Source organism: Burkholderia sp. 28_3, assembly GCF_003253915.1.
Lineage (GTDB): Bacteria > Pseudomonadota > Gammaproteobacteria > Burkholderiales > Burkholderiaceae > Burkholderia > Burkholderia cenocepacia.
On the sequence record NZ_QKZF01000005.1, the window covers coordinates 117,005 to 139,279 of the forward strand.

Below are 22,275 nucleotides of genomic sequence, written 5' to 3' on the forward strand. Positions count from 1 at the left end.
CATGAGTACCACCGATACGCTGTCCGGGCAGACCGTCGCCGCCGACGCCGAAATCCTGCTGGCCCAGCCGCGCGGTTTCTGCGCGGGTGTCGATCGCGCGATCGAGATCGTCGAGCGCGCCATCGCGATGCACGGTGCGCCGATCTACGTGCGTCACGAAATCGTCCACAACAAGTACGTGGTCGAGGATCTGAAAAAGAAGGGCGCGATCTTCGTCGAGGAACTCGAGGAAGTGCCGGCCGGCAACACCGTGATCTTCAGTGCGCACGGCGTGTCGAAGGCCGTGCGCGACGAGGCCGACGTGCGCGGGCTGCGCATTTACGACGCAACCTGCCCGCTCGTCACGAAGGTGCACGTCGAAGTGGCGAAGATGCGCCAGGACGGCGTCGACATCGTGATGATCGGCCACAAGGGCCATCCCGAAGTCGAAGGCACGATGGGCCAGGTCGAGCGCGGCATGCACCTCGTCGAAAGTGTCGAGGATGTGCAGAAGCTCGAGCTCGCCGATCCCGAGCGCATCGCGCTCGTCACGCAGACGACGCTGTCCGTCGACGACGCGGCCGAGATCATCGGCGCGCTGAAGGCAAAGTATCCGAAGATCCGCGAGCCGAAGAAGCAGGACATCTGCTACGCGACGCAGAACCGCCAGGACGCGGTGAAGTTCATGGCGCCGCAATGCGATGTCGTGATCGTGGTCGGTAGTCCGAACAGCTCGAACTCGAGCCGGCTGCGCGAAGTGGCCGAGAAGCGCGGCGTGGCCGCGTACATGGTCGATGCGCCGGACCAGATCGATCCGGCGTGGGTCGCCGGCAAGCGCCGCATCGGCGTGACGGCCGGTGCGTCGGCGCCCGAAGTGCTCGCCCAGGCCGTGATCGCGCGGCTGCGCGAGCTCGGCGTGCGCAACGTCCGCGCACTCGACGGCATCGAGGAAAACGTGTCGTTTCCGCTGCCGCGCGGGTTGAACCTGCCGCCCGCCGCCTGATTGCCGCATCGCACCCGCGGAACACCGAAGCGCGCCTCCCGGCGCGCTTTTTTTTGGTGTCTCGAAATTGTAATCGCAACCAATATTCCCAATCGTGGTGCAACCCGGTTGCTCCCACCTCGTCCAATCGTTTCTCAAAATTGGTTGCAATGCAGGAAAACCCCATCGAATCAGGATTATTGGCGTCCTATAAATGGAGTTACAATGCGCCCGTTTTCAAGCCGGAATGGCTTTGAAATCGGGTTTTGGCAAGGCGCGGGAGACCATTCAATGCATGTGAAGTTGGCTTACGCCGTGTCCGTCGCCGCACCGGTTGCAATGCTTGCCGGCTGCAGCAAAAAGAGCGACGACGGGGCGGGCAGGGACGCTGCGGTAATCGCGGCATCATCGGCCAGCGGCGTGCGCGTCGCCGGAGCCGGACGTGCGGCGCCATCGGCGCGCCGTATCGCGCAACTGGGCAGGGACAAGGAAAACGGGGCAGGTTTGACGATCGAGGACATCAACGCGCTTGGCCTGACGACGGGCCGGGCAGCGGGCATGCAGACTGCGTCGCGGCAAGCCGCCGGTCGACGGATGCCGGATGATCGCGGCGTTGCCGGCAGCGTGCCGAAGCCACTGTCCCCCCTTCAATTCGATTCGACGAAACAGCGCACCGCCGCGACCGACCGTGTCGTGACGCGCAGTCTGGTTCGTACGATGGATTCCGATGCAGTCCTGACGAAAGTCGGGCGCGACTGCCGCAACGCCCTGCCGGGCGACGCGGCGCGGAATCCGATCCGTCCGGGCGCGCTGCTTGCGCGGCGCCGGACGGGCCAAGGCACGGATGCCGGGAAACCGGACGACGGCCGTCTCGGCATGCTGCCCCACGACTTCAAGGAGGCCACGAACACCGTCCTCGATGTCGTGACGATTTAGCGACGGGACTCATGACGGCACCGGAACAGTGCGGTGCCGTTTTTGTATCCGCTCCGGCGGCAGGTCCGGCCGTACAGGCCGGGCGGCGCGCGCCGGGACGATCCACCCTTACCGGTATCGACTAGTACCCGCAGTGTCGCCGAGAAGGCGCGATTCCTCGCTTACCCGCGGGGCGCAACGTCCTCCGGCAGCACGGGCCAAGGAGCTTTAAATGGATATTTTCGTCCAGCAGGTTCTCAACGGGCTGGTGCTCGGCAGTGTGTACGCCATCATCGCGTTGGGATACACGATGGTGTACGGCATTCTCGGCATCATCAACTTCGCGCACGGCGACGTGCTGATGATCGGCGCGATGGTTGCGCTGTCGGCCATCACCGTGCTGCAGAACCACTTTCCCGGACTCGGCAACGTCGCGACGCTGACGATCGGCCTGGGCATCGCCGCGGTCGTCTGTGCGTTCGTCGGCTTCACGATCGAACGCGTCGCGTACCGGCCGCTGCGCCGCGCGCCGCGTCTCGCGCCGCTGATCACCGCGATCGGCGTGTCGATCCTGCTGCAGACGGCTGCGATGATCATCTGGTCGCGCAACCCGCTGCCGTTCCCGCAATTGCTGCCGACCGACCCGATCAACGTGATCAAGGCGACCGACACGACGCCCGGCGCCGTGATCTCGGTCACGGAAATCGTGATCATCGCGGTCGCGTTCATCGTGATGGGCGGCCTGCTGCTGCTCGTGCACAAGACCAAGCTCGGCCGCGCGATGCGCGCGATCGCCGAAAGCCCGAATACGGCAAGCCTGATGGGCGTGAACCCGAACTTCGTGATCTCGGCGACGTTCATGATCGGCTCCGCGCTCGCCGCGCTGGCCGGCGTGATGATCGCGTCCGAATACGGCAACGTGCACTTCTACATGGGCTTCATCCCCGGCATGAAGGCGTTTACCGCGGCGGTGCTCGGCGGGATCGGCAACCTCGGCGGCGCGATGGTCGGCGGCGTGCTGCTCGGCCTGATCGAGCAGCTCGGGGCCGGCTACATCGGCAACCTCACGGGTGGCGTATTCGGCAGCAACTACCAGGACGTGTTCGCCTTCATCGTGCTGATCATCGTGCTGGTGTTCCGTCCGTCGGGCCTGCTGGGCGAACGTGTCGCGGACCGCGCGTAACGGAAGGGGAGCAAACAACATGACATCCATTCAACCGATCGAATCGTCGACGTCGCTGGTCGAAGAGCGCAACACCGCCAAGACCGTCGTCATCGGCCTCCTCACTGCCGTCCTCGTGATCGCCGCGCCGATCGTGATCGGCTCGGCCGGCGGCAACTACTGGGTCCGCGTGCTCGACTTCGCGATGCTGTACGTGATGCTCGCGCTGGGCCTGAACGTGGTGGTCGGCTTCGCCGGCCTGCTCGACCTGGGCTACATCGCGTTCTACGCGGTGGGCGCCTACACGGCGGCGCTGCTGAGCTCGCCGCACCTGACCTCGCAGTTCGAGTGGATCGCGGCGCTCGCGCCGAACGGCCTGCACGTGCCGTTCCTGCTGATCGTGCCGATCGCGATGGCGCTGGCGGCGACCTTCGGGATCCTGCTCGGCGCGCCGACGCTGCGCCTGCGCGGCGACTACCTGGCGATCGTCACGCTCGGCTTCGGTGAAATCGTCCGGATCTTCATGAACAACCTCGACCGTCCGGTGAACATCACCAACGGCCCGAAGGGGATCACGGGCATCGATCCGGTGCACGTCGGCGGCTTCAACCTGTCGCAGACGCATACGCTGTTCGGCTTCCAGCTGCCGTCGGTGTACATGTACTACTACCTGTTCGTGCTCTGCTCGCTGCTGGTGATCTGGGTGTGTACGCGTCTGCAGCACTCGCGTATCGGCCGCGCGTGGGCCGCGATCCGCGAAGACGAAATCGCCGCGAAGGCGATGGGCATCAACACCCGTAACGTGAAGCTGCTCGCGTTCGCGATGGGCGCGTCGTTCGGCGGCCTGTCGGGCTCGATGTTCGGCGCGTTCCAGGGCTTCGTGTCGCCCGAGTCGTTCACGTTCTGGGAATCGATCGTCGTGCTCGCCTGCGTGGTGCTCGGCGGCATGGGCCACATCCCGGGCGTGATCCTGGGCGCGGTGCTGCTCGCGATCTTCCCGGAATTCCTGCGCTCGACGATGAGCCCGCTGCAGCACGCGCTGTTCGGTCACGACATCGTCGATACCGAAGTGATCCGTCAGGCGCTGTACGGCCTCGCGATGGTGATCATCATGCTGTACCGCTCGGAAGGCCTGTGGCCCGCGCCGAAGCATGAGGACAAGATCGCGAAACTGGCGAAGCGCAACAGCAAGAAGCCGGTGCGCGCTTAACCTACGGACAAGGGGATACACACATGAGCGACAAGCAAATCCGACTGTCCGTCTCGGGCGTGAACAAGCGCTTCGGCGGGCTGCAGGCACTGTCCGACGTCGGCCTGCAGATCCGCGAAGGCGAGATCTACGGTCTGATCGGCCCGAACGGGGCCGGCAAGACGACGTTCTTCAACGTGATCACGGGCCTCTACACGCCGGACTCCGGCGACTTCAAGCTGGACGGCACGAACTACACGCCGACGGCCGTGCACCAGGTGGCCAAGGCCGGCATCGCGCGCACGTTCCAGAACATCCGCCTGTTCGGCGGGATGACGGCGCTCGAGAACGTGATGGTGGGCCGCCACGTGCGCACCAAGCACGGTCTGCTGGGCGCGGTGTTCCAGACGCCGGCCGAACGTCAGGAAGAGCGCGAGATCAAGGAGCGCGCGATCGAGCTGCTCGAATACGTCGGCGTGCTGCAGTACGCGGACTACACGTCGCGCAACCTGTCGTACGGTCACCAGCGTCGTCTCGAAATCGCCCGCGCGCTCGCGACCGACCCGAAGCTGCTCGCGCTCGACGAGCCGGCGGCCGGGATGAACGCGACCGAGAAGGTCGAACTCACGCGCCTGCTCGACAAGATCCGCTCGGACGGCCGCACCATTCTCCTGATCGAGCACGACGTGAAGCTCGTGATGGGGTTGTGCAACCGGATGACGGTGCTCGATTACGGCAAGGTGATCGCCGAGGGTCTGCCGCAGGACGTGCAGAAGAATCCGAAGGTGATTGAGGCATATCTCGGCGCAGGGGTGCACTGATGGCAGCGGCAATGTTGAAAATCAAGGGCTTGCAGGTCAACTACGGCGGCATTCAGGCCGTCAAGGGCGTTGACATGGAAGTCCGTCAGGGCGAGCTCGTGACGCTGATCGGTGCGAACGGCGCCGGCAAGACCACGACGATGAAGGCGATCACCGGCCTGAAGCCGTACTCGGCGGGCGACATCGAGTACGACGGCAAGTCGATCAAGGGCATCCCGCCGCACGAACTGCTCAAGCGCGGCCTCGCGATGGTGCCGGAAGGCCGCGGGATCTTCGCGCGGATGTCGATCATCGAGAACATGCAGATGGGCGCGTACCTGCGCAACGACAACGAGCAGATCAAGAAGGACGTCGACCGGATGTTCGGCTTCTTCCCGCGCCTGAAGGAGCGGGCGACGCAGCTTGCGGGCACGTTGTCGGGCGGCGAGCAGCAGATGCTGGCGATGTCGCGCGCGATCCTCTCCAAGCCGAAGCTGCTGCTGCTCGACGAGCCGTCGATGGGCCTGTCGCCGATCATGGTCGAGAAGATCTTCGAAGTGGTGCGCGAGATCTCGAAGGAGGGCATCACGGTGCTGCTGGTCGAGCAGAACGCACGCCTCGCGCTGCAGGCGGCCGACCGCGGCTACGTGATGGATTCGGGCACGGTCACGATGGAAGGCGACGCGAAGCAGATGCTCGACGATCCGAAGGTGCGCGCCGCGTATCTGGGCGAGTAAGCGATCGAACGCGCGGGCCCGGTTGCGCATGGCGCATCCGGGCTGTCGAAAAACCGTCACGGGAAACCGTGACGGTTTTTTTTCGTCGTGCGCGATTCGCGTCGAACTGTGCGCGCAAAGGCGACTCCATTCGACTGTTGCACTGCGCAGGCTGCATCGCGTGCCGGCGACACCGCGGCCGGCCGTCGGCAAACCGACACACGGGCTGCGTAGCATCGATGACCCATCGGGACACGGAGAACACGCATGAGTCTGGACTACGGTTTCGTGAAGGCGAAGGTGACGTCGGTGGCGAAGCTGAAGGGCTCGCCGCACGGCAGCGAGATCCAGTATCACGTTCACCTGACGCTGGCGCTGCCGGCGGGCGACTGGGATGTCGCGATCAACGTCGGCACCAACGACGCGGACGACCTGCTGAACTACAAGCTCGTCTACGATTTCCACCATCCGGTCACGCAGACGCTCGCCGCCGCGGCCGAAGGCTATACCGATCTGACGGCGCAGACCGCGCTGCCCGCGCTCGACTACCTGCGCAGCGACATCCTGAACGAGACGGGCGCGTGGCGCGCGAGCGCGGTGATGGACGGCACCGAGCATCCGGAGCCGATCCCGTCGCTGCTGCGGCTGGTGAGCGCCGCGCAGTCGCAGGGCCTCGACGTCGTCGTGTTCGGACGCACCTATGCGCAAGGCAACGGCATCCACGACACGCACATGAACCAGGGCTCGACGGGCCCGCACTACCTGCATCGCGCGGGCGACGACCACAACGACCACAACGACGTGTGGCAGGACGGCGCGCTGCTGGTGCGCGTGAGCGAATCGCAGTGGGCCGCGTATTTCGCGGCGTTCGAGCAGCAGGCCGTGCCGACCGACGCGCTCGGCAATCCGCTGCCGGGCGCGGGGCCGATCACGCGCTGAATCGGCCGGCGGCGGTCTTACGCGGCCGGCAGCGTCTTGCCGAACGAGATGCGTTCCTCGACGCGATAGCCGAGCGCCGCATAGAAGCGGCATGCGTCGTCGTTGCCGGGCAGCACCTGCAGGTTGATCTTCAGGCAGCCGCGCGCGGCGAGCGCGCTTTCCGCATGCGCGATCAGCGCGCGGCCGACGCCGAGCCGGCGCGCGTCGTTCGCGACGCCGAACGAGTAGAGCCAGCCGCGATGTCCGTCGAAACCGGCCATCAGCGTGCCGACGACCCGCGCGCCGCTGGTCGCGACGAAGAACAGTTCCGGCTGGGTCGCGAGCTTCAGCTCGATCGATCGCAGCGGATCGCGGTGCGGCGGCGCACCGGCTTCGTCGTAGTGCGGGAACGCGTCGCGCCATACCGCGAGCACGGCATCGGTGTCGGCGCGTTCGAACGGGCGGATAGCGACAGCATCGGCGGCGGCATCCATCGCGGCGGTCTCCTTACAGCGTGTCGAGGATCGACCGCAGCATCGCCATCATCTGGTCGATTTCGTCGGTCGTCACGTTCAGCGCGGGCATGAAGCGCAGCAGGTTCGGGCGCGCGGCGTTCAGCAGCAGGCCGTCGGGCTGCATGTCGCGCGCCTTCTCGACGATCTGCGGGCCGATGTCCTTGCCGAGCAGCAGCGCGCGCAGCAGGCCTTCGCCGCGTTCGCCCTCGAAGCCGCGCTCCTCCGACAGTTCGAGCAGCTTGCGCTTCAGGTATTCGCTGCGCGCACGCACGCCTTCGAGGAAGCCGGGCGCGACGAGCTGCGAGATCACCGAATAGCCGACCGCCGTCATCAGCGGGTTGCCGTTGTACGTACCGCCCTGGTCGCCGGCCTCGAACACCGCGACGTCGGCCTTCGACAACAGCGCGCCGAGCGGTGCGCCGCCGCCGATGCCCTTCGCGAGCGTCATGACGTCCGGCTCGATGCCGGACAGTTCGTACGCGAACAGCGTGCCCGCGCGGCCGCAGCCGCTCTGCACTTCGTCGACGATCAGCAGCAGGTTGTGCTGCTTCGTCAGCGCGCGCAGCGCCTGCATGAATTCGCGCGTCGCCGGAATCACGCCGCCTTCGCCCTGGATCGGTTCGAGCATCACGGCGACGGTCTTGTCGGTGATCAGCTTCTCGACCGACGCGATGTTGTTCAGCTCGGCCTTCGGGAAGCCCGGTACCTGCGGTGCGTAGATCGTGTCCCAGCCCGGCTTGCCGCTGGCCGACATCGTCGCGAGCGTGCGGCCGTGGAAGCTGTGGTCGAACGTGATGATCTCGTATGCGCCGTTCTTGAACTTGCGGCCCCACTTGCGCGCGAGCTTGATCGCGCCTTCGTTCGCTTCCGCGCCGCTGTTCGTGAAGAACACCTTGTCGAACACGCTGTGCTGCGTGAGCAGGCCCGCGAGCTTCGCCATCGGCTCGTTGTAGAACGCGGGCGACGGGTTCAGCAGCTTGTCGGCCTGCGTCTTCAGCGCCTCGACGATGCCGTCGTTGCAGTGGCCGAGGCTGTTGACGGCCCAGCCCTGGATGAAGTCCAGATAGCGCTTGCCCGTGTGATCGTAGAGCCACGAACCCTTGCCGTGCGTAAACACGATGTCGGGGCGGTTCGTGATGTACATCAGCGAGTCGATCGGATAATCGTTCAGGGGCATGGCAGCAGACTCCAGCGGGCGTTGAAAGGGAAACGGGCAATAAAAAAGCCACGGAAGGCCGTGGCTGGTGGGTCGAACAGCTTGTGCGTAACCGGTGAAGCGGAGGAGGGTTACGCGCGAGTCCGTGACGAGCCGGCGGCATCCGGGCGGAGCGGCGAGCGGCGACGTCGGAGAGCGGACAGGAAGCGGTTCATGTGCGCAAGCATAAGGCATCCCGCGCCCCACTGTAAACCGCCGCGATGCCACGGATGTGACACGGCGGCGCACGGCGGGGTGCGGTCGCGCCCGGTGTTCAGACCGGATGCGCGAGATCGGCGGCGCTCGTGAACGAGTCCGCGTAGAACTCGTCGGCCGGCAGCGCGTGGTGCTGCGTGAAGTCGCGCTGCGCGGATTCGACCATCACCGGCGCGCCGCACGCGTACACCTGGTGGCCGGACAGGTCGGGCAGATCCTCGATCACCGCGCGATGGACGAAGCCCGTGCGGCCCGTCCACTGGTCGGCGTCGTCCGGCTCGGAAAGCACCGGCACGTACTTGAAGTTCGGGATCTCGCGCGCCCACTGCTCGGCGAGCTCGGCGAGGTAGATGTCCTTCTTGCGGCGCGCGCCCCAGTAGAGCGTCATCGGGCGCGTGATGCCCGAATGCTTCACATGCTCGATGATCGCCTTGATCGGCGCGAAGCCGGTGCCCGACGCGAGCAGCACGATCGGCTTGTCGGAGTCTTCGCGCAGGAAGAACGTGCCGAGCGGGCCTTCGAAGCGCAGGATGTCGCGCTCCTTCATCGCACCGAACACGTGGTCGGTGAACTTGCCGCCCGGCATGTGGCGGATGTGCAGCTCGATCGGGCCTTCCTCGTGCGGCGCGTTCGCCATCGAGTAGCTGCGGCGCGAGCCGTCCTTCAGGATGAATTCGACGTACTGGCCCGCGAGGTACTGCAGGCGTTCGTTGGCGGGCAACTGCAGCTTCACGACCATCACGTCGTCCGCCTTGCGTTCGAGCGCGGCGATCCGGCACGGCAGCTTCTTGACCTGCACGCCGTCGACGCCGGCGATCTCGCGCACGTCGATCTCGAGGTCGCATTGCGCCTTCGAGCAGCACAGCAGCGCCAGGCCGCGCGTGCGTTCGTCGTTGGACAGCGCCGACGCGGCGTGCGGGCCCTGTTCGATCTGGCCCGACACGATCTGGCCCTTGCAGGAGCCGCACGCGCCGTTCTTGCAGCCGTACGGCAGATGGACGTTCTGGCGCAGCGCGGCCGCCAGCACGGTTTCGTCCGACTCGACCTGGAATTGCCGGCCGCTTTGCTTGAGAGTGACGTTGAATGCCATAGAACCAAACTAGAACAAAATGGGGGGACCGTGCATGTCGCGCACGGCAGCTACAATGCAAAACCGCTGCGCGTCGCGCAACGGCGGCTACTGATTTCGCAACCAACATGATCGCGACACGAATCCTGCGCCGGCCGCGCGTACTGATCGTCGGCTGCGGCGACGTCGGCATGCGCTGCGTCGCGCAATGGCGTGACGCGCGCCGCAATCTGCGCATCCTCGCGCTGACGAGCCACCCGGCCCGCCGCGACGAACTGCGCGCCGCGGGCGCGACGCCGATCGTCGGCGACCTCGATCGCCCGGCGACGCTCGGCCGTCTCGCGGGCCTCGCCCGCACGATCCTGCATCTCGCGCCGCCGCCATCCGACGGCCGCGACGACCGGCGCACGCGTGCGCTGATCGCCGCAACGTCCATGCCCGCGCGTCGGCCGGCGGCACCGCCGGCCCCGGCGGTCGGCCGGCTCCGAACGCTGCGCACCGCGGCCCGACAGGCCGGCGCGCCCGTTCGGGCAGCGCGTATTGTACCCGACGGTCTTCGCGCGCCGACGCTCGTCTACGCCAGTACGACGGGCGTCTACGGCGACTGCGGCGGCGCGCGCATCGACGAAACGCAGCCGCTGCGCCCGGCGAATCCGCGCGCGTTCCGGCGCGTGTCGGCCGAGCGGCAACTGCGTGCGGCGACGGTGCGCGGCGTGCTGTCCGCGCGCATCGTGCGCATCCCCGGCATCTACGCGGCGAACCGCCTGCCGGTCGCGCGGCTCGAGCGCGGCACGCCGGCGCTCGAGCCGGCCGACGACGTATACACGAACCACATCCACGCGGACGATCTCGCGGCGATCCTGCGTCGTGCGGCCGTGCGCGGCAAGCCGGCGCGCGTCGTGCACGCGTCGGACGACACGGAACTGCGGATGGGAGAGTATTTCGACCGGGTCGCGCAGGTGCTCGGCCTGCCGAGGCCGCCGCGCGTCAGCCGCGCGGACGCCGAGCGTCTGCTCGAGCCGACGCTGCTGTCGTTCATGCGCGAGTCGCGGCGCCTGTCCAACGCACGGCTCAAGGCCGAATTGTGCGTGACGTTGCGCTATCCGACCGTAGACGATTTCCTTCAAACGCTCGCGCCGGGCAGCGCGTCAGGTGAGCGCCGGTAACGCCTCGATCAGCAGGAAGCACAGCAGCGCACCGATCAGCGCGCCGATCAGGTTCGGGTGATATTTGTGCTTCAGATGCATCGCGGCCAGCAGGCCGCCGATCACGATGACGCCGATGACCGCGAACGCGATCATCACGGACGACAGTTCGAAAGAATGGTCGATGTTCATGATGTCTCCCCTGCATCGCTGCTCTTGCAGCTTGTGATTTCAGTATAGCGGGGGAACCTGCGGCAAAGAGGCGGCCGGACACCGAACGGTCGTGCGGATTTTCCCTTACAGGGTTTTGACGGGATTGCGCAGTGCGGCAAGGTCGGCTTCGTCGAGCCAGCGCCATGCGCCGGGCGCGAGGTCGGCCGGCAGCGTGAAGCCGCCGATGCTTTCGCGATGCAGCAATTCGACGCGGTTGCTCGCCGCGGCGACCATCCGCTTGACCTGGTGGTACTTGCCTTCGAGGACGGTCAGCGCGAGCGCGTGCGGGGCGCGGGCGTCGGCCGCGACGGCCGCGATCGGCTTCGGCTCGCCGTGCAGTTGCACGCCGGTGCGCAGCGCGTGCAGTTGCGTGTCGTCGAGCGGGTGGCGCACGGTCGCGACGTAGGTCTTCGGCACCTTGCGCTTCGGCGACGTGTACGCGTGCACGAACTGGCCGTCGTCGGACAGCAGCAGCAGGCCGGTCGTGTCCTGGTCGAGCCGGCCGACGCACTGCACGCCGCGCGCGACGAGCGGCGCGGGCAGCAGGCTGAACACGCTCGCATGGTGCTGCGGATCGCGCGAACACTCGTAGCCGGCCGGCTTGTTGAGCGCGAGATACGCACGCGCATGGAACGGCCATGCCGCATCGTCGACCGAGAACACGAGGCCGTCGGTGTCGAACGCGGCGTCCGGGTCGGTCGCGGCGGCGCCCGCGACGGCGACGCGGCCGGCTTCGATCAGGCCGCGGCACTGGCGACGCGAGCCGAAGCCCTGAGTGTAGAGAATGCTTTCGAGATCCATAGCGCGCGCATTCTATCAAGCACTGGCGCCCGACCGGCATGAACGCGCGTGCGCTGGTAAGCTGCCGGAACGCTGCGCGGTGCGCGGCGCCCCGTTCATTCTTCACGGAAAGTCCATGCCTTTCGATTCGTTCCCGTTCGGCCGACACGTTGCCGCCGTCATCGTGGCCGCGACCGTTTCGTCGGCCGCGTTCGCGCACGCGCATCTCGCGCACAGCGACCCGGCGGCGGGCGCGGCGCTGGCTGCCGCACCGGCCGCCGTCACGATCGACTTCACCGAGCCGCTGGAGCCGGCATTCAGCTCGATCGTCGTCGTCGACGGCGCCGGCAAGACGGTGTCGGACGGCCGCGCGCGCATCGACGCGTCGAACCGCAAGCGGATGACGGTGCCGCTCGCGGCGCCCGGTACGGGCGCGTACACGGTGAAGTGGGTAGCCGTCGCGACCGACGGGCATCGCACGCAGGGCGCGTACGGCTTCAGCGTGAAGTGACGCAACGGCGGCGGCAGGCCCGTGCCAGGGTTGCCGCCCGCCTTCATCCGACAGGGAGTCTCCCGCATGAATCCGACGACGCTCGACGCACTCGCCGATTTTCCCCGTCAGCTCGAAGCGCATTTCGCAGCCGTGCCCGACGGCTATGCGCGCTGGACCCCCGACGACTGGTCCGGCATGCCGAGCGAGCATTTCTCGCCGCTCGGGCAACTCTGCCATGTGCGCGACATCGAGATCGACGGCTATCACGTTCGGCTGCGACGCATGCTCGACGAAGACCGGCCGCTGCTGGTCTCGCTCGACGGCGACGCACTCGCGATCGAGCGGCGCTACGACGACGCGTATGCGTCCGACGTGCTCGCGGCGATTCGCGACGCACGACGCGAGACGCTGGCGCTGCTGTCGCGTCTCACGCCCGAACAGTTCGCGCGTACCGGCGAGTTCGACGGCTACGGTTCGCTGACCGTGCGCGGGCTGGTCCATTACCTGTGCAGCCACGATCAGCAGCACCTGGCCGGCATGCAGTGGCTGCTCGGCAAGATCGACGCGGCGCTGTACGCGCGCTGAGTCGGCCGGCGCTCGCGCATTGGCATGCCGGAATCCGGCGCCGCCGTCGGTGCGGCACGCCACATTGCGCGGCTCGGATTGGATCGGTTTTCTGGATAATCCATCCAGCCGCAGCCGGCTGATCGACCGGGCGCGGATGCCTACACTCCTAGCTTCGTCCAACGAAAAAAGGAGTCAACCGTGGCAACTCATACGCTCGCAGACAAGGTCGTCCTGATCGCAGGCGGGGCAAAGAATCTCGGTGGCCTGATCGCCCGGGACCTGGCGGGCCACGGCGCGAAGGCGGTGGCGATTCACTACAACAGCGCGGCATCGCAGGCGCAGGCCGAGGAGACCGCTGCGGCGGTCCGTGCGGCCGGCGCGGAAGCCGCGACGTTCCAGGCGGACCTGACGACGGCCGCCGCGGTCGAGAAGCTGTTCGACGACGCGAAGCAGCGCTTCGGCAAGATCGACGTCGCGATCAACACGGTCGGCAAGGTGCTGAAGAAGCCGTTCACCGAGATCAGCGAGGCCGAGTACGACGAGATGTTCGCGGTCAACAGCAAGTCGGCGTTCTTCTTCATCAAGGAAGCGGGCCGGCATCTCGAGGATCACGGCAAGCTCGTCACGCTCGTGACGTCGCTGCTCGGCGCGTTCACGCCGTTCTACGCGGCGTACGAAGGGTCGAAGGCGCCGGTCGAGCACTTCACGCGCGCGGCGTCGAAGGAGTACGGCGCGCGCGGGATCTCGGTGACGGCCGTCGGGCCGGGCCCGATGGACACGCCGTTCTTCTATCCGGCCGAAGGCGCCGACGCGGTCGCGTATCACAAGACGGCCGCCGCGCTGTCGCCGTTCAGCAAGACGGGGCTGACCGACATCGAGGACGTCGTCCCGTTCATCCGCCATCTGGTGACCGACGGCTGGTGGATCACCGGCCAGACGATCCTGATCAACGGCGGCTACACGACCAAGTAACCGGGCCGCTCGCGGGCCGCGCGGCGCACCGCACTGGCGCGTTTGCGTGGACAATGGACGGGCGCGCAGCCACGAGGCCGCGCGCCCGTTTTCTCTGTGCCGCCGAAGCCGGTCGCGATGCGCGGCGGCCGGCGGTGACCGTCGTTCGAACCCGGGTTTCCCGCCGATGGACAAGCTGGATCAGGTCAGGATCTTCCTGCAGGTTGCCGAGATGGGCAGCTTCATCAAGGCCGCGCATGCGCTCGACGCGCCGCGCGCGACCGTGTCGGCGGCCGTCCAGCAACTGGAGACGGCGCTCGGCACGCGTCTGTTGCACCGTACGACGCGCCAGGTGCAATTGACTGCCGACGGCGCGCTGCTGCTGGAGCGCGGTCGGCGCCTGCTCGCGGAGGCCGACGAACTCGACCGCCTGTTTCGGCGCCGCGACCACGACGTGGTCGGGCGGCTGAACGTCGACGTGCCGAGCCGGATCGCGCGGCGCGTCGTGGCGCCCGCGCTGCCGTCGCTGTTTCGCCGCTATCCGAAGCTGCAGCTGTCGCTCGGCTCCACGGACCGCTCGATCGACCTCGTGCAGGAGGGCGTCGATTGCGCGATTCGCGTCGGGCGGCTCGCGGACAGCAGCCTCGTCGTGCGGCCGCTCGGGCAGTTCACGCTGATCAACTGCGCGAGCCCCGACTACCTGCGCGAGTGCGGCGTGCCCGAGCATCCGGACGCGCTCGCGCACGGGCACTGGGCGATCGGCTATGCGTCGCCGACGACGGGGCGCGAACTCGGCTGGGAATACTGCGCGGACGGGCAGCGGCACGTGCTGACGCTGCCGAGCCGCGTGATCGTCAACAACGCCGAAACCTATATCGCCAGCTGCATCGCGGGCATGGGGCTGATCCAGATTCCGCGCTTCGACGTCGAGCATCTGCTGGCAAGCGGCGCGCTCGTCGACGTGATGCCCGGCCGTCGCGCCGAGCCGATGGACGTGTCGGCCGTGTATCCGCACCGCCGGCACCGGTCGAGGCGGCTCAATGCGTTCATCGAATGGTTCGGGGAACTGATGGCCGATGCGCTGACGGGGACCGGCGAAGCAGCGAGTTCGGACGGCGACTGACCGGCAGGCCGGCGCGCGCGGCTCTTCAGTCGGGCTGCGTGGCGAACCGCCGGTCGCGCCCGATGTCCCGCACGGCCTCGATCAACGCCGCGCCGGGGCCGTCCGGTTTCGCCGCGAACGCATGGAAGCGCGCGGCCGGCAGCGCCGGCAAGCCGTCCTGCGGCCCGCATTCGCGCAAGCCGTCGCGCAGCTGGCTGCGCGCCAGCGCGGTGACCGCGAAGCCGGCGAGCGCGGCCGACACGCAACCGGCCATGCTGCCGCTTTCGAACAGCACGCGAAACGGCCGCAGCGCGGCGGCGAGCGCCGCGACGGCGGCTTCCCGATAGACGCACGGCTGCGGAAACAGCGCGAGCGGCACTTCGCCGCCTGCGTCGAGCGGGCGGTCCGCTGCGAACGCCCACACGAGCGGCTCCTCCCACAGCAGCTCGCCCGGCGCGTCGACCTGCCGGCACTGCTTGCCGAATACGACGTCGAGCCGGCCGAGCATCTGCTCGCGCAGCAGCGACGCGGTGATCCCGACCTTCAGCTCGATCGACGTGTGCGGGTGGCGGTCGCGGAACATGCGCAACACGTGCGGCAGCCACGCGCCGGCGAAGTCCTCCGACGCGCCGACCCGCAACGGTCCGTGCGCCGGCGCGCCGCGCAGCCGCGCGCGCACCTCCCGCTCCATGTCGACGATGTTGCGCGCGTAGGCGTACAGCGTGTCGCCGGCCGGCGTGAGCGCGATACGGCGCGTCGTGCGCGCCAGCAGCACGGTGCCGGCCGCCTGTTCGAGCCGCTTGATGTGGCCGCTGACGGCGGACGGCGTCAGCGCGAGGCGCTCGGCGGCCGGCGCGAACCCGCGGCGGTCGACGACTTCGAGAAAGGTGCGCAGCAGCGCGATGTCGAGCGCGGTCGACGCGGGATCGGTCGGCGGTTCCATGGATCGATTCGACGCGAAATATGAGGAATGAATCGTGATACTCCGTGAATCGTGATGAAAGACCGGCCTACCATCGTAGGTTCAGGCTGACCTCACGGAGTACACGATGACGACCTACGCGCATGCGGCCACCGCGTCGCTCGATATTGCCTATCTGGAATGGAACCCGCGCGGCGAACGCGCGGCCGTGCTGCTGCACGGCTGGCCGGACAGCCCGGTCGGCTGGGAAGCGGTGGCCGCGGCGCTCGCCGCACACGGCTACCGCGTGCTCGCGCCCGCGTTGCGCGGCTTCGCGCCGACGCGCTTTCGCGACGCGTCCGTGCCGCGCAGCGGCCAGCTCGCGGCGCTCGGGCGCGACCTGCTCGAATTCGTCGATGCGCTCGGCATCGAGCGGCCGCTGCTGGTCGGGCACGACTGGGGCGCCCGCGCGGCCGCGAACGCGTGCGGGTTGCGCGACGGTGTCGCATCGCAGCTCGTGATGCTGTCGGTCGGGTACGGCACCAACGATCCCGCTCAGCCGCTGTCGCTGCAGCAGGCGCGCAACTACTGGTATCACTGGTTCATGGCGACGCCGCGCGGCGAGCAGGCGCTGCGCGACGACCGCCGTGCGTTCGCGCGCCTGATGTGGGATACGTGGTCGCCGCCGGGCTGGTATCGCGACGGCGATTTCGACGCGGCGGCCGTTGCGTTCGACGGACCCGACTGGATCGACGTCGTGCTGCATTCGTACCGGCAGCGCTGGGGCTTCGCGCCGGGCACGCCGGCCTATGCCGACGACGACGCGCGGCTGAACCCGGCGCCCGTGCTGGCGGTGCCGACGCTCGTGCTGCACGGCGGCGCGGACACCTGCAATCATCCGGACAGCTCGGCCGGGCGCGAGCGGTTCTTCTCCGGGCGCTACGAGCGGCAGGTGCTCGACGGAATCGGGCACTTCCCGCAGCGTGAATCCGCGGCGGCGGTCGCGGACGCGATTCTCCGGTTCTGCGGGCGCGGGTGACGCGCGCCGGCCGGCCCGCCGGCGCGCGAAGGATCAACCGCCGGCGCGCGGCGCGAGCAGGTCGGCGAGCCCGATGTTCCTGAACATCTCGCGGCGGATGCGATCGCCGACGCGGAACACTTCCTCGGCGCCGTCCTGCGACGGATCGACGAACACACGGTAGGGGCGCTTGCCGGCCGGCGCCGCGACGAGCTCGGCAATCGCCGTGGCGACGGCGCCCGCGTCGGCGTCCGCCGGTTCGAGCGCGGCGAGGCCCCGCAACGCCTGATCGGCGACCCCCGCGTACGGCCCGCTGTCGTAGGCGGCCTGCACGGCGGTATCGGCCGGCTTGCCCGCATGCAGGAAGTGATTCGTGCCCCGGGTGAACGCGCCCGGCACGACGATCGACGTTTCGATGCCCCAGCGGGCGAGTTCGGCGGCGTAGGACACGGCGAGCGAATCCATCGCGGCCTTTGCGGCGAAGTAGGGCGCGAGGAACGGCGGGGTGCCGCCGCGCGCCGACGAGGACGATACCCAGACGAGCAGGCCGCGGCGCTGGCCGCGCAGGTGCGGCAGCGCCGCGCGGTTTACGCGCTGGGTCGACACGACATTGACGTCGTAGAGCTGCGCAAGCTGTTCGGGCGTGAACGCTTCGGCCGGCCCGAACACCATGTGGCCGGCGTTGTGGACGACGACGTCCAGACGGCCGTGGTCGGCGATCACGCGCTCGATGGCGGCGTCGACCGACGCATCGTCGCCGACGTCGAGTTCGAGGCTGCGCAGGTCGACGCCGTGTTCTTGCGCATAGGCCGCGACGGCGGCGGCGCGCGGCGCGTTGCGCCCGGCGCTCTCGCGCATCGACGCGTAGACCGTGTGACCGGCGCGGGCGAGCGCCTGGGCCGTCAGCAAGCCGAAGCCGCTGGACGCGCCGGTGACGAGGACGACTTCCTTCATGAGCGATCTCCTGGCGGAAAGATAGGGTGGCAGCGAGCGGCCGTCAGCACATGCCGCCGTTGGCGCGCAGGATCTGGCCGTTGATCCACGCACCGTCCGGGCCGGCGAGGAACGCGACGACGCGCGCGATGTCGTCGGGCTGGCCGAGCCGCTCGAGCGGGTTCAGCTTCGCGAGCCGGTCGACGAGTTCCGGGCTCTTGCCCTGCAGGAACAACTCGGTCGCGACCGGTCCCGGCGCGACGGCATTCACGCGGACGCCGCGCCCGCGCATTTCCTGCGCGAGCACTTGCGTGAGGCTTTCGACCGCTGCCTTGCTGGCGACGTACACGCCGTAAGTCGGCATGCGCATGCCGATCACGCTGGTCGACAGGTTGATGATGCGTCCGCCGTCGCGCACCCGCTTTGCCGCTTCGCGGCAGACGTTGAAGGTGCCCTTCACGTTGATGGCGAACGTTTCGTCGAAGAGCGCATCGTCGCAGTCGGCGATGGTCGCGAGCTTCATCACGCCTGCGGAATTGACCACCACATCCAGACCGCCGAATGCGTCGCGGGCGGCGTCGAACAGCGCGGCCACGGCCGCCCGGTCGGCGACGTTCGCCTGCACCGCGACGGCATGGCCGCCGTCGGCCACGATCGCGTCGACCACTTCGCGGGCCGGGCCGGCGCCGCCGGCATAGTTGACGACGACCCGGAAGCCGTCCCGGGCGAGTTGGCGGGCGATTTCCGCGCCGATGCCGCGCGACGAACCCGTGACGAGGGCGACCTGTTCCGATGTGTTCATGTCCTGCTCCTGGTGAATGGATGAATGCCGTTCGATCCGGCGACAGGGACAAATGTAGGCTTCTGCGATCAATAAAAATAATGAATAATGCTCAGTTAATACATGACTAAAAGTATGTCTTATGGCATTCGACAGCAGGCTTCTGAGCGGAATCGGCGTGCTCTCGGCGGTGATCGAGGCGGGCACCTTCGCGCGTGCCGGGGAGGCAATGGGCCTGACGCAGCCGGCGGTGAGCCGTGCCGTCGCGCGGCTGGAAGAGCGGGTCGGCATCCGGATCTTCAACCGGACGGCGCGCGCGATCACGTTGACCGACGAAGGGCGGCGCTTCTACGAGGCGGTCGCGCCGCTGCTGGCCGGCATCGAGGACGCGGCGATCGACGCCGGCCGATCGAAGGCACGCGTCAGGGGGCGGCTGCGGGTCAACGTGGACGGTACGTTCGGCCACTACGTGCTGGCGCCGAGGATGGCGGAGTTTCTCGACCGCTTTCCCGACCTGTCCGTCGAGATCAGCGTGCGCGACCGGATGGGCGACCTCGTCGCCGACGGATTCGACGTGGCGGTGCGCTTCGGCGTGCCCGAGCCGTCGTCATACCGTGCGCGGCTACTGCTCGAGACGCGCGTGCTGACCTGCGCATCGGCGGCCTATGTCGCGCGTCATGGCGAACCGCGTCATCCGCGCGATCTCGCGGACGGTCACCGATGCGTGCTGATCCGCGACCCGGTAACGGGGCGGCCGTACGAATGGGAATTTCATCGGGGCAAGGAAGTCGTGCCGTTCGATGCCGGTGGACGATTGATGGTCAACGATACGGGCGGCCTGCTCGGCGCGTGCGTCGGCGGCGCGGGCATCGCGCAATTGCTGGAACTCTACGCGCGGGACATCGTTGCCGACGGGAAACTGGTCCTGCTGCTGCCGGAGTGGACGGACGAGACATTTCCGCTCTACGCGTATCACCACGCGTCGAACCTCGTGGCCGCGAAGGTGCGGGTGTTTCTCGACTTCGTCCGCGAGTTGACGGTCTGAGCGTATCGGGGGAGGGAGATCGGCGGCAGGCCACCGTCGGTCGCGGTGCGGGGCGGAACGCGCGGCAAAAATAAAAAACCCGCGAAGCGGCAGCTTGCGCGGGTTTCGACAGATGCAGCGCGTGACGCTGCGAAATACTGGTGCCCAGGGCCGGAATCGAACCGGCACGCCTTGCGGCGGGGGATTTTGAGTCCCCTGCGTCTACCAATTTCACCACCTGGGCTTGATCCTGGCCGCGCATGCGGTGGTGCGCGGCGAAACGCGGATTATGGCGGAAATCCGGATGCCGGGCAAGCTGTGCCGATGCCCGGCACGCACATTACTGGCTCAGGTAGACGAAGCGGCCCTGTTTCACGATCCCCATCACGCTCGCGCGCTGATCGAGCCCCACATGATCCTTGTCGCTCGTGTTGACGACGCCGTTCGGTACGACCAGCTCATGCGCGCGTTCCAGCTCGCGGCGCAGCGCCGCGCGAAACGCCGGCGTGCCGGGCTGCGCGGCTTTCAGCGCGCGGCCGACCGCGTCGGCGAGGCGCGGGTACACGCCCGCCGCATCGCCCGCGAACTGCGTGACAGTGCCGGCGCCGTACTTCGCCTCGTACGCATCGACGAACGCGAGCGCGGCCTGGCGGGCCGGATGGTCGGCCGGCAGCGTGCGCGCGACGACCACCGGCTGGGTCGGGAACAGCGTCCCGTCGACGTCCTTGCCGCCGAGCTTGATGAATTCCGGCGTCGCGATCCCGTGCGTCTGGTAGATCGGCCCTTTGTAGCCGCGCTCGATCAGCGTGCGCTGCGGCAGCACGGTCGGCGTGCCCGCGCCGGCAATCAGGATCGCGTCGGGCTTCGCCGCGATCAGCTTCAGCGCCTGGCCCGTGACGCTCGCGTCGGTGCGGTTGAAGCGCTCGGTCGCGATCACGCGGATCTTGCGCAGGTCCGCGAAGCGCGTGAATTCGTTGAGCCAGCTGTCGCCGTAGCTGTCCGCGAAGCCGATGAAGCCGACCGTCTTCACGCCGTGGTTGGCCATGTAGCGCGTCATCACGTCGGCCATCGCGCGGTCGCTCTGCGCCATCTTGAACGCCCAGGTCCGCGCGCCTTCCTGCGGCTCGACGATCGAGCCGGAGCCGACCAGCGTGATCATCGGCGTCTGCGCGGCGGCCACCGCGTCGAGCGCCGCGAGCGCGGCCGGCGTGATGTTCGGGCCGACCACGACGTCGACGTGATCCTCGTCGACCAGCTTGCGGATGTTGCGCACCGCGGCGCCCGGGTCGGATGCGTCGTCGAGCACCGTGACCTGCACGGGCTGTCCGGCAATCGTCTTCGGCCACATCAGGATCGCGTTCTTGCTCGTGATGCCGATCGCGGCGGCCGGGCCGGTCGACGACAGGTCGACGCCGACCTTCAGGTCGGCATGCGCGGCCGCGCAGGCCAGCACGAGGGCGGCGCCGGCGGCCAGGCGGGTGCGGCGCAACAGGGCGGGAAGCGTCATGCGGGAATCTCCATCTCCGTCGGGCAACGAAAAGGGCGCAATGCGCGCCCCCGTGTTCATACCTGTCCGTCAAAGCTCGTACGATTCGGCTTCGCCCTTGAGCGCCTGCTCGATCAGCTTGCGATTCAGCGTCGGCGACAGCAGTTCGACGAGCGTATACACATAGCTGCGCAGGTAGGCGCCCTGCTTGAGCGCGACGCGCGTCACGTTGCTACCGAACAGGTGGCCGACCGGAATCAGCCGCAGGCCGCGGTCGCGCTCGGGGTTGAACGCGATGTCGGCCATGATGCCGACGCCGAGGCCGAGCTCGACATAGGTCTTGATCACGTCGGCGTCGATCGCCTCGAGCACGATGTCCGGCGACAGCCCGCGCAGCGCGAACGCATGGTTGATCTTCTTGCGGCCCGCGAACGCGTCGTCGTACGTGATCAGCGGGTACTGCGCGAGATCGTCCAGCGTGACCGGCTTGCGTTCGAGCAGCGGGTGGTCGGCCGGCACGACAGCCGCGTGGTGCCACTGGAAGCAGGGCAGCGACACGAGTTCCTTGTAGTCGGAGATCGCCTCGGTCGCGATCGCGAGATCGGCCTGGTCGTGGATCACCATCTCGGCCACCTGCGTCGGGCTGCCTTGCAGGATCGACAGGTGCACCTTCGGGAAGCGCTTCTTGAACTCGGCGATCGCGGCCGGCAGCGAGTAGCGGGCCTGCGTGTGGGTCGCGGCGATGGTCAGGTTGCCCTGGTCCTGCGCCGCATAATCCTTCCCGACCCTTTTGAGGCTTTCAACCTCCTGAAGAATCCGCTCGACCGACGCGAGGATGATCCGGCCCGGCTCGGTGAGCGAGCGCACGCGCTTGCCGTGCCGCGTGAAGATCTCGACGCCCAGCTCGTCCTCGAGCTCGATGATCGCCTTCGATACTCCCGGTTGCGACGTGTAGAGCGCCTTGGCGGCCTCGGTGAGGTTGAAATTCTGCCGGACGGCCTCGCGCACGAAGCGAAATTGGTGCAGGTTCATTTATAACCCTTCCGCATATCAACAGAATTTTTTAGTCGTTTGAAATATAAGGCGAGTTTATTACGATTCACCGGAGTTTTTCAAATATGGATATCTGTTTTCGTCATTAGCAATCCAGCCGGCAGCGGATGCGGCGGTGCGGCGGAACGGAGATTCGGGCGCGACGTGGCTAGGACGTCGCGCGGTCACCACG

General features: G+C 67.7%; 24 protein-coding genes and 1 tRNA gene. 14 read left to right on the forward strand and 11 right to left on the reverse strand.

Annotation, left to right across the window (positions count from 1 at the left end; genetic code table 11):
* Position 1 precedes the first annotated feature (1 nt).
* From ispH to DFS13_RS13545, 7 genes are all read left to right on the forward strand, one after another.
* The gene (ispH, locus tag DFS13_RS13515) at positions 2 to 982 is read left to right on the forward strand and encodes a 4-hydroxy-3-methylbut-2-enyl diphosphate reductase (RefSeq protein ID WP_006488968.1); all 981 of its coding nucleotides are present in this window, start codon (positions 2 to 4) and stop codon (positions 980 to 982) included.
* 204 nt (positions 983 to 1,186) lie between these two features.
* The gene (locus DFS13_RS13520; protein ID WP_080747390.1) at positions 1,187 to 1,897 is read left to right on the forward strand and encodes an amino acid-binding protein; all 711 of its coding nucleotides are present in this window, start codon (positions 1,187 to 1,189) and stop codon (positions 1,895 to 1,897) included.
* 211 nt (positions 1,898 to 2,108) lie between these two features.
* The gene (locus tag DFS13_RS13525) at positions 2,109 to 3,059 is read left to right on the forward strand and encodes a branched-chain amino acid ABC transporter permease (RefSeq protein WP_006488946.1); all 951 of its coding nucleotides are present in this window, start codon (positions 2,109 to 2,111) and stop codon (positions 3,057 to 3,059) included.
* A gap of 19 nt (positions 3,060 to 3,078) precedes the next feature.
* Entirely contained in the window at positions 3,079 to 4,248 is a 1,170-nt protein-coding gene (locus tag DFS13_RS13530; RefSeq protein ID WP_006488940.1) for an ABC transporter ATP-binding protein, read from the forward strand.
* Between the two features lie 23 nt (positions 4,249 to 4,271).
* Positions 4,272 to 5,048, forward strand: coding sequence for an ABC transporter ATP-binding protein (locus DFS13_RS13535; protein ID WP_006478053.1), 777 nt, complete (start codon positions 4,272 to 4,274; stop codon positions 5,046 to 5,048).
* Positions 5,048 to 5,764 carry an ABC transporter ATP-binding protein gene (locus tag DFS13_RS13540; protein WP_012492822.1) on the forward strand — a complete coding sequence of 239 codons (717 nt, stop codon included), beginning with the start codon at positions 5,048 to 5,050 and terminating at the stop codon, positions 5,762 to 5,764. Before DFS13_RS13535 ends, DFS13_RS13540 begins: the two co-directional genes overlap by 1 nt.
* 246 nt (positions 5,765 to 6,010) lie before the next feature.
* On the forward strand, positions 6,011 to 6,682 hold the full coding sequence (locus DFS13_RS13545; RefSeq protein ID WP_006496136.1) for a DUF2278 family protein: 672 nt from the start codon (positions 6,011 to 6,013) through the stop codon (positions 6,680 to 6,682).
* Between the two features lie 17 nt (positions 6,683 to 6,699).
* Here DFS13_RS13545 and DFS13_RS13550 read toward each other — a convergent pair whose 3' ends face one another.
* The 3 genes from DFS13_RS13550 to DFS13_RS13560 all read right to left on the reverse strand — a co-directional run bounded on the left by DFS13_RS13550 (position 6,700) and on the right by DFS13_RS13560 (position 9,677).
* Complete coding sequence (locus DFS13_RS13550) at positions 6,700 to 7,155, reverse strand: GNAT family acetyltransferase (protein ID WP_006488959.1); 456 nt, start codon at positions 7,153 to 7,155, stop codon at positions 6,700 to 6,702.
* A gap of 13 nt (positions 7,156 to 7,168) precedes the next feature.
* On the reverse strand, positions 7,169 to 8,353 hold the full coding sequence (locus DFS13_RS13555) for an acetylornithine transaminase (protein WP_059721393.1): 1,185 nt from the start codon (positions 8,351 to 8,353) through the stop codon (positions 7,169 to 7,171).
* Positions 8,354 to 8,645: 292 nt separating this feature from the next.
* The gene (locus DFS13_RS13560) at positions 8,646 to 9,677 is read right to left on the reverse strand and encodes a CDP-6-deoxy-delta-3,4-glucoseen reductase (RefSeq protein WP_006478058.1); all 1,032 of its coding nucleotides are present in this window, start codon (positions 9,675 to 9,677) and stop codon (positions 8,646 to 8,648) included.
* A gap of 107 nt (positions 9,678 to 9,784) precedes the next feature.
* Between DFS13_RS13560 and DFS13_RS13565 the strand changes: the two genes are divergently transcribed.
* Positions 9,785 to 10,822, forward strand: a complete 1,038-nt coding sequence (locus DFS13_RS13565) for an NAD-dependent epimerase/dehydratase family protein (protein ID WP_060210764.1) — start codon at positions 9,785 to 9,787, stop codon at positions 10,820 to 10,822.
* On the opposite strand, the gene DFS13_RS13570 is transcribed toward DFS13_RS13565, so the two are convergent.
* The gene (locus tag DFS13_RS13570; protein ID WP_006496133.1) at positions 10,805 to 10,993 is read right to left on the reverse strand and encodes a hypothetical protein; all 189 of its coding nucleotides are present in this window, start codon (positions 10,991 to 10,993) and stop codon (positions 10,805 to 10,807) included. The two genes, DFS13_RS13565 and DFS13_RS13570, sit on opposite strands and share 18 nt — an antisense overlap.
* A gap of 105 nt (positions 10,994 to 11,098) precedes the next feature.
* Positions 11,099 to 11,815 (reverse strand): 16S rRNA pseudouridine(516) synthase, encoded by a 717-nt coding sequence (locus DFS13_RS13575; protein WP_006482773.1) that lies wholly within the window; start codon positions 11,813 to 11,815, stop codon positions 11,099 to 11,101.
* Between the two features lie 115 nt (positions 11,816 to 11,930).
* Here DFS13_RS13575 and copC point away from each other — a divergent pair, with 115 nt between their 5' ends.
* The 4 genes from copC (at position 11,931) to DFS13_RS13595 (ending at position 14,928) form a co-directional block, all read left to right on the forward strand.
* Positions 11,931 to 12,305, forward strand: a complete 375-nt coding sequence (gene copC / locus DFS13_RS13580) for a copper homeostasis periplasmic binding protein CopC (RefSeq protein WP_059721392.1) — start codon at positions 11,931 to 11,933, stop codon at positions 12,303 to 12,305.
* Positions 12,306 to 12,371: 66 nt separating this feature from the next.
* The gene (locus DFS13_RS13585; protein ID WP_034201446.1) at positions 12,372 to 12,872 is read left to right on the forward strand and encodes a DinB family protein; all 501 of its coding nucleotides are present in this window, start codon (positions 12,372 to 12,374) and stop codon (positions 12,870 to 12,872) included.
* 180 nt (positions 12,873 to 13,052) lie between these two features.
* Positions 13,053 to 13,826, forward strand: a complete 774-nt coding sequence (locus DFS13_RS13590) for an SDR family oxidoreductase (protein WP_111441809.1) — start codon at positions 13,053 to 13,055, stop codon at positions 13,824 to 13,826.
* A gap of 166 nt (positions 13,827 to 13,992) precedes the next feature.
* On the forward strand, positions 13,993 to 14,928 hold the full coding sequence (locus DFS13_RS13595; protein ID WP_111441810.1) for a LysR family transcriptional regulator: 936 nt from the start codon (positions 13,993 to 13,995) through the stop codon (positions 14,926 to 14,928).
* A 25-nt stretch (positions 14,929 to 14,953) separates the two neighbouring features.
* Here DFS13_RS13595 and DFS13_RS13600 read toward each other — a convergent pair whose 3' ends face one another.
* Positions 14,954 to 15,850 carry a LysR family transcriptional regulator gene (locus tag DFS13_RS13600; RefSeq protein ID WP_111441811.1) on the reverse strand — a complete coding sequence of 299 codons (897 nt, stop codon included), beginning with the start codon at positions 15,848 to 15,850 and terminating at the stop codon, positions 14,954 to 14,956.
* 106 nt (positions 15,851 to 15,956) lie between these two features.
* Between DFS13_RS13600 and DFS13_RS13605 the strand changes: the two genes are divergently transcribed.
* The gene (locus tag DFS13_RS13605) at positions 15,957 to 16,847 is read left to right on the forward strand and encodes an alpha/beta fold hydrolase (protein WP_077020354.1); all 891 of its coding nucleotides are present in this window, start codon (positions 15,957 to 15,959) and stop codon (positions 16,845 to 16,847) included.
* A 33-nt stretch (positions 16,848 to 16,880) separates the two neighbouring features.
* On the opposite strand, the gene DFS13_RS13610 is transcribed toward DFS13_RS13605, so the two are convergent.
* Together DFS13_RS13610 and DFS13_RS13615 are read right to left on the reverse strand one after the other, a co-directional pair.
* Entirely contained in the window at positions 16,881 to 17,780 is a 900-nt protein-coding gene (locus DFS13_RS13610) for an SDR family oxidoreductase (protein ID WP_111441812.1), read from the reverse strand.
* A gap of 43 nt (positions 17,781 to 17,823) precedes the next feature.
* Positions 17,824 to 18,561: an SDR family oxidoreductase gene (locus DFS13_RS13615; RefSeq protein WP_111441813.1), complete on the reverse strand. Its 738-nt coding sequence runs from the start codon at positions 18,559 to 18,561 to the stop codon at positions 17,824 to 17,826.
* A gap of 121 nt (positions 18,562 to 18,682) precedes the next feature.
* Here DFS13_RS13615 and DFS13_RS13620 point away from each other — a divergent pair, with 121 nt between their 5' ends.
* Complete coding sequence (locus tag DFS13_RS13620; RefSeq protein WP_058901738.1) at positions 18,683 to 19,585, forward strand: LysR family transcriptional regulator; 903 nt, start codon at positions 18,683 to 18,685, stop codon at positions 19,583 to 19,585.
* A 138-nt stretch (positions 19,586 to 19,723) separates the two neighbouring features.
* Here DFS13_RS13620 and DFS13_RS13625 read toward each other — a convergent pair.
* From DFS13_RS13625 to DFS13_RS13635, 3 genes are all read right to left on the reverse strand, one after another.
* Positions 19,724 to 19,808, reverse strand: a tRNA-Leu gene (locus DFS13_RS13625).
* 96 nt (positions 19,809 to 19,904) lie between these two features.
* Positions 19,905 to 21,071 carry an ABC transporter substrate-binding protein gene (locus DFS13_RS13630; protein ID WP_034201450.1) on the reverse strand — a complete coding sequence of 389 codons (1,167 nt, stop codon included), beginning with the start codon at positions 21,069 to 21,071 and terminating at the stop codon, positions 19,905 to 19,907.
* A gap of 69 nt (positions 21,072 to 21,140) precedes the next feature.
* Positions 21,141 to 22,082 carry a CysB family HTH-type transcriptional regulator gene (locus tag DFS13_RS13635; RefSeq protein ID WP_006478072.1) on the reverse strand — a complete coding sequence of 314 codons (942 nt, stop codon included), beginning with the start codon at positions 22,080 to 22,082 and terminating at the stop codon, positions 21,141 to 21,143.
* Positions 22,083 to 22,275 lie beyond the last annotated feature (193 nt).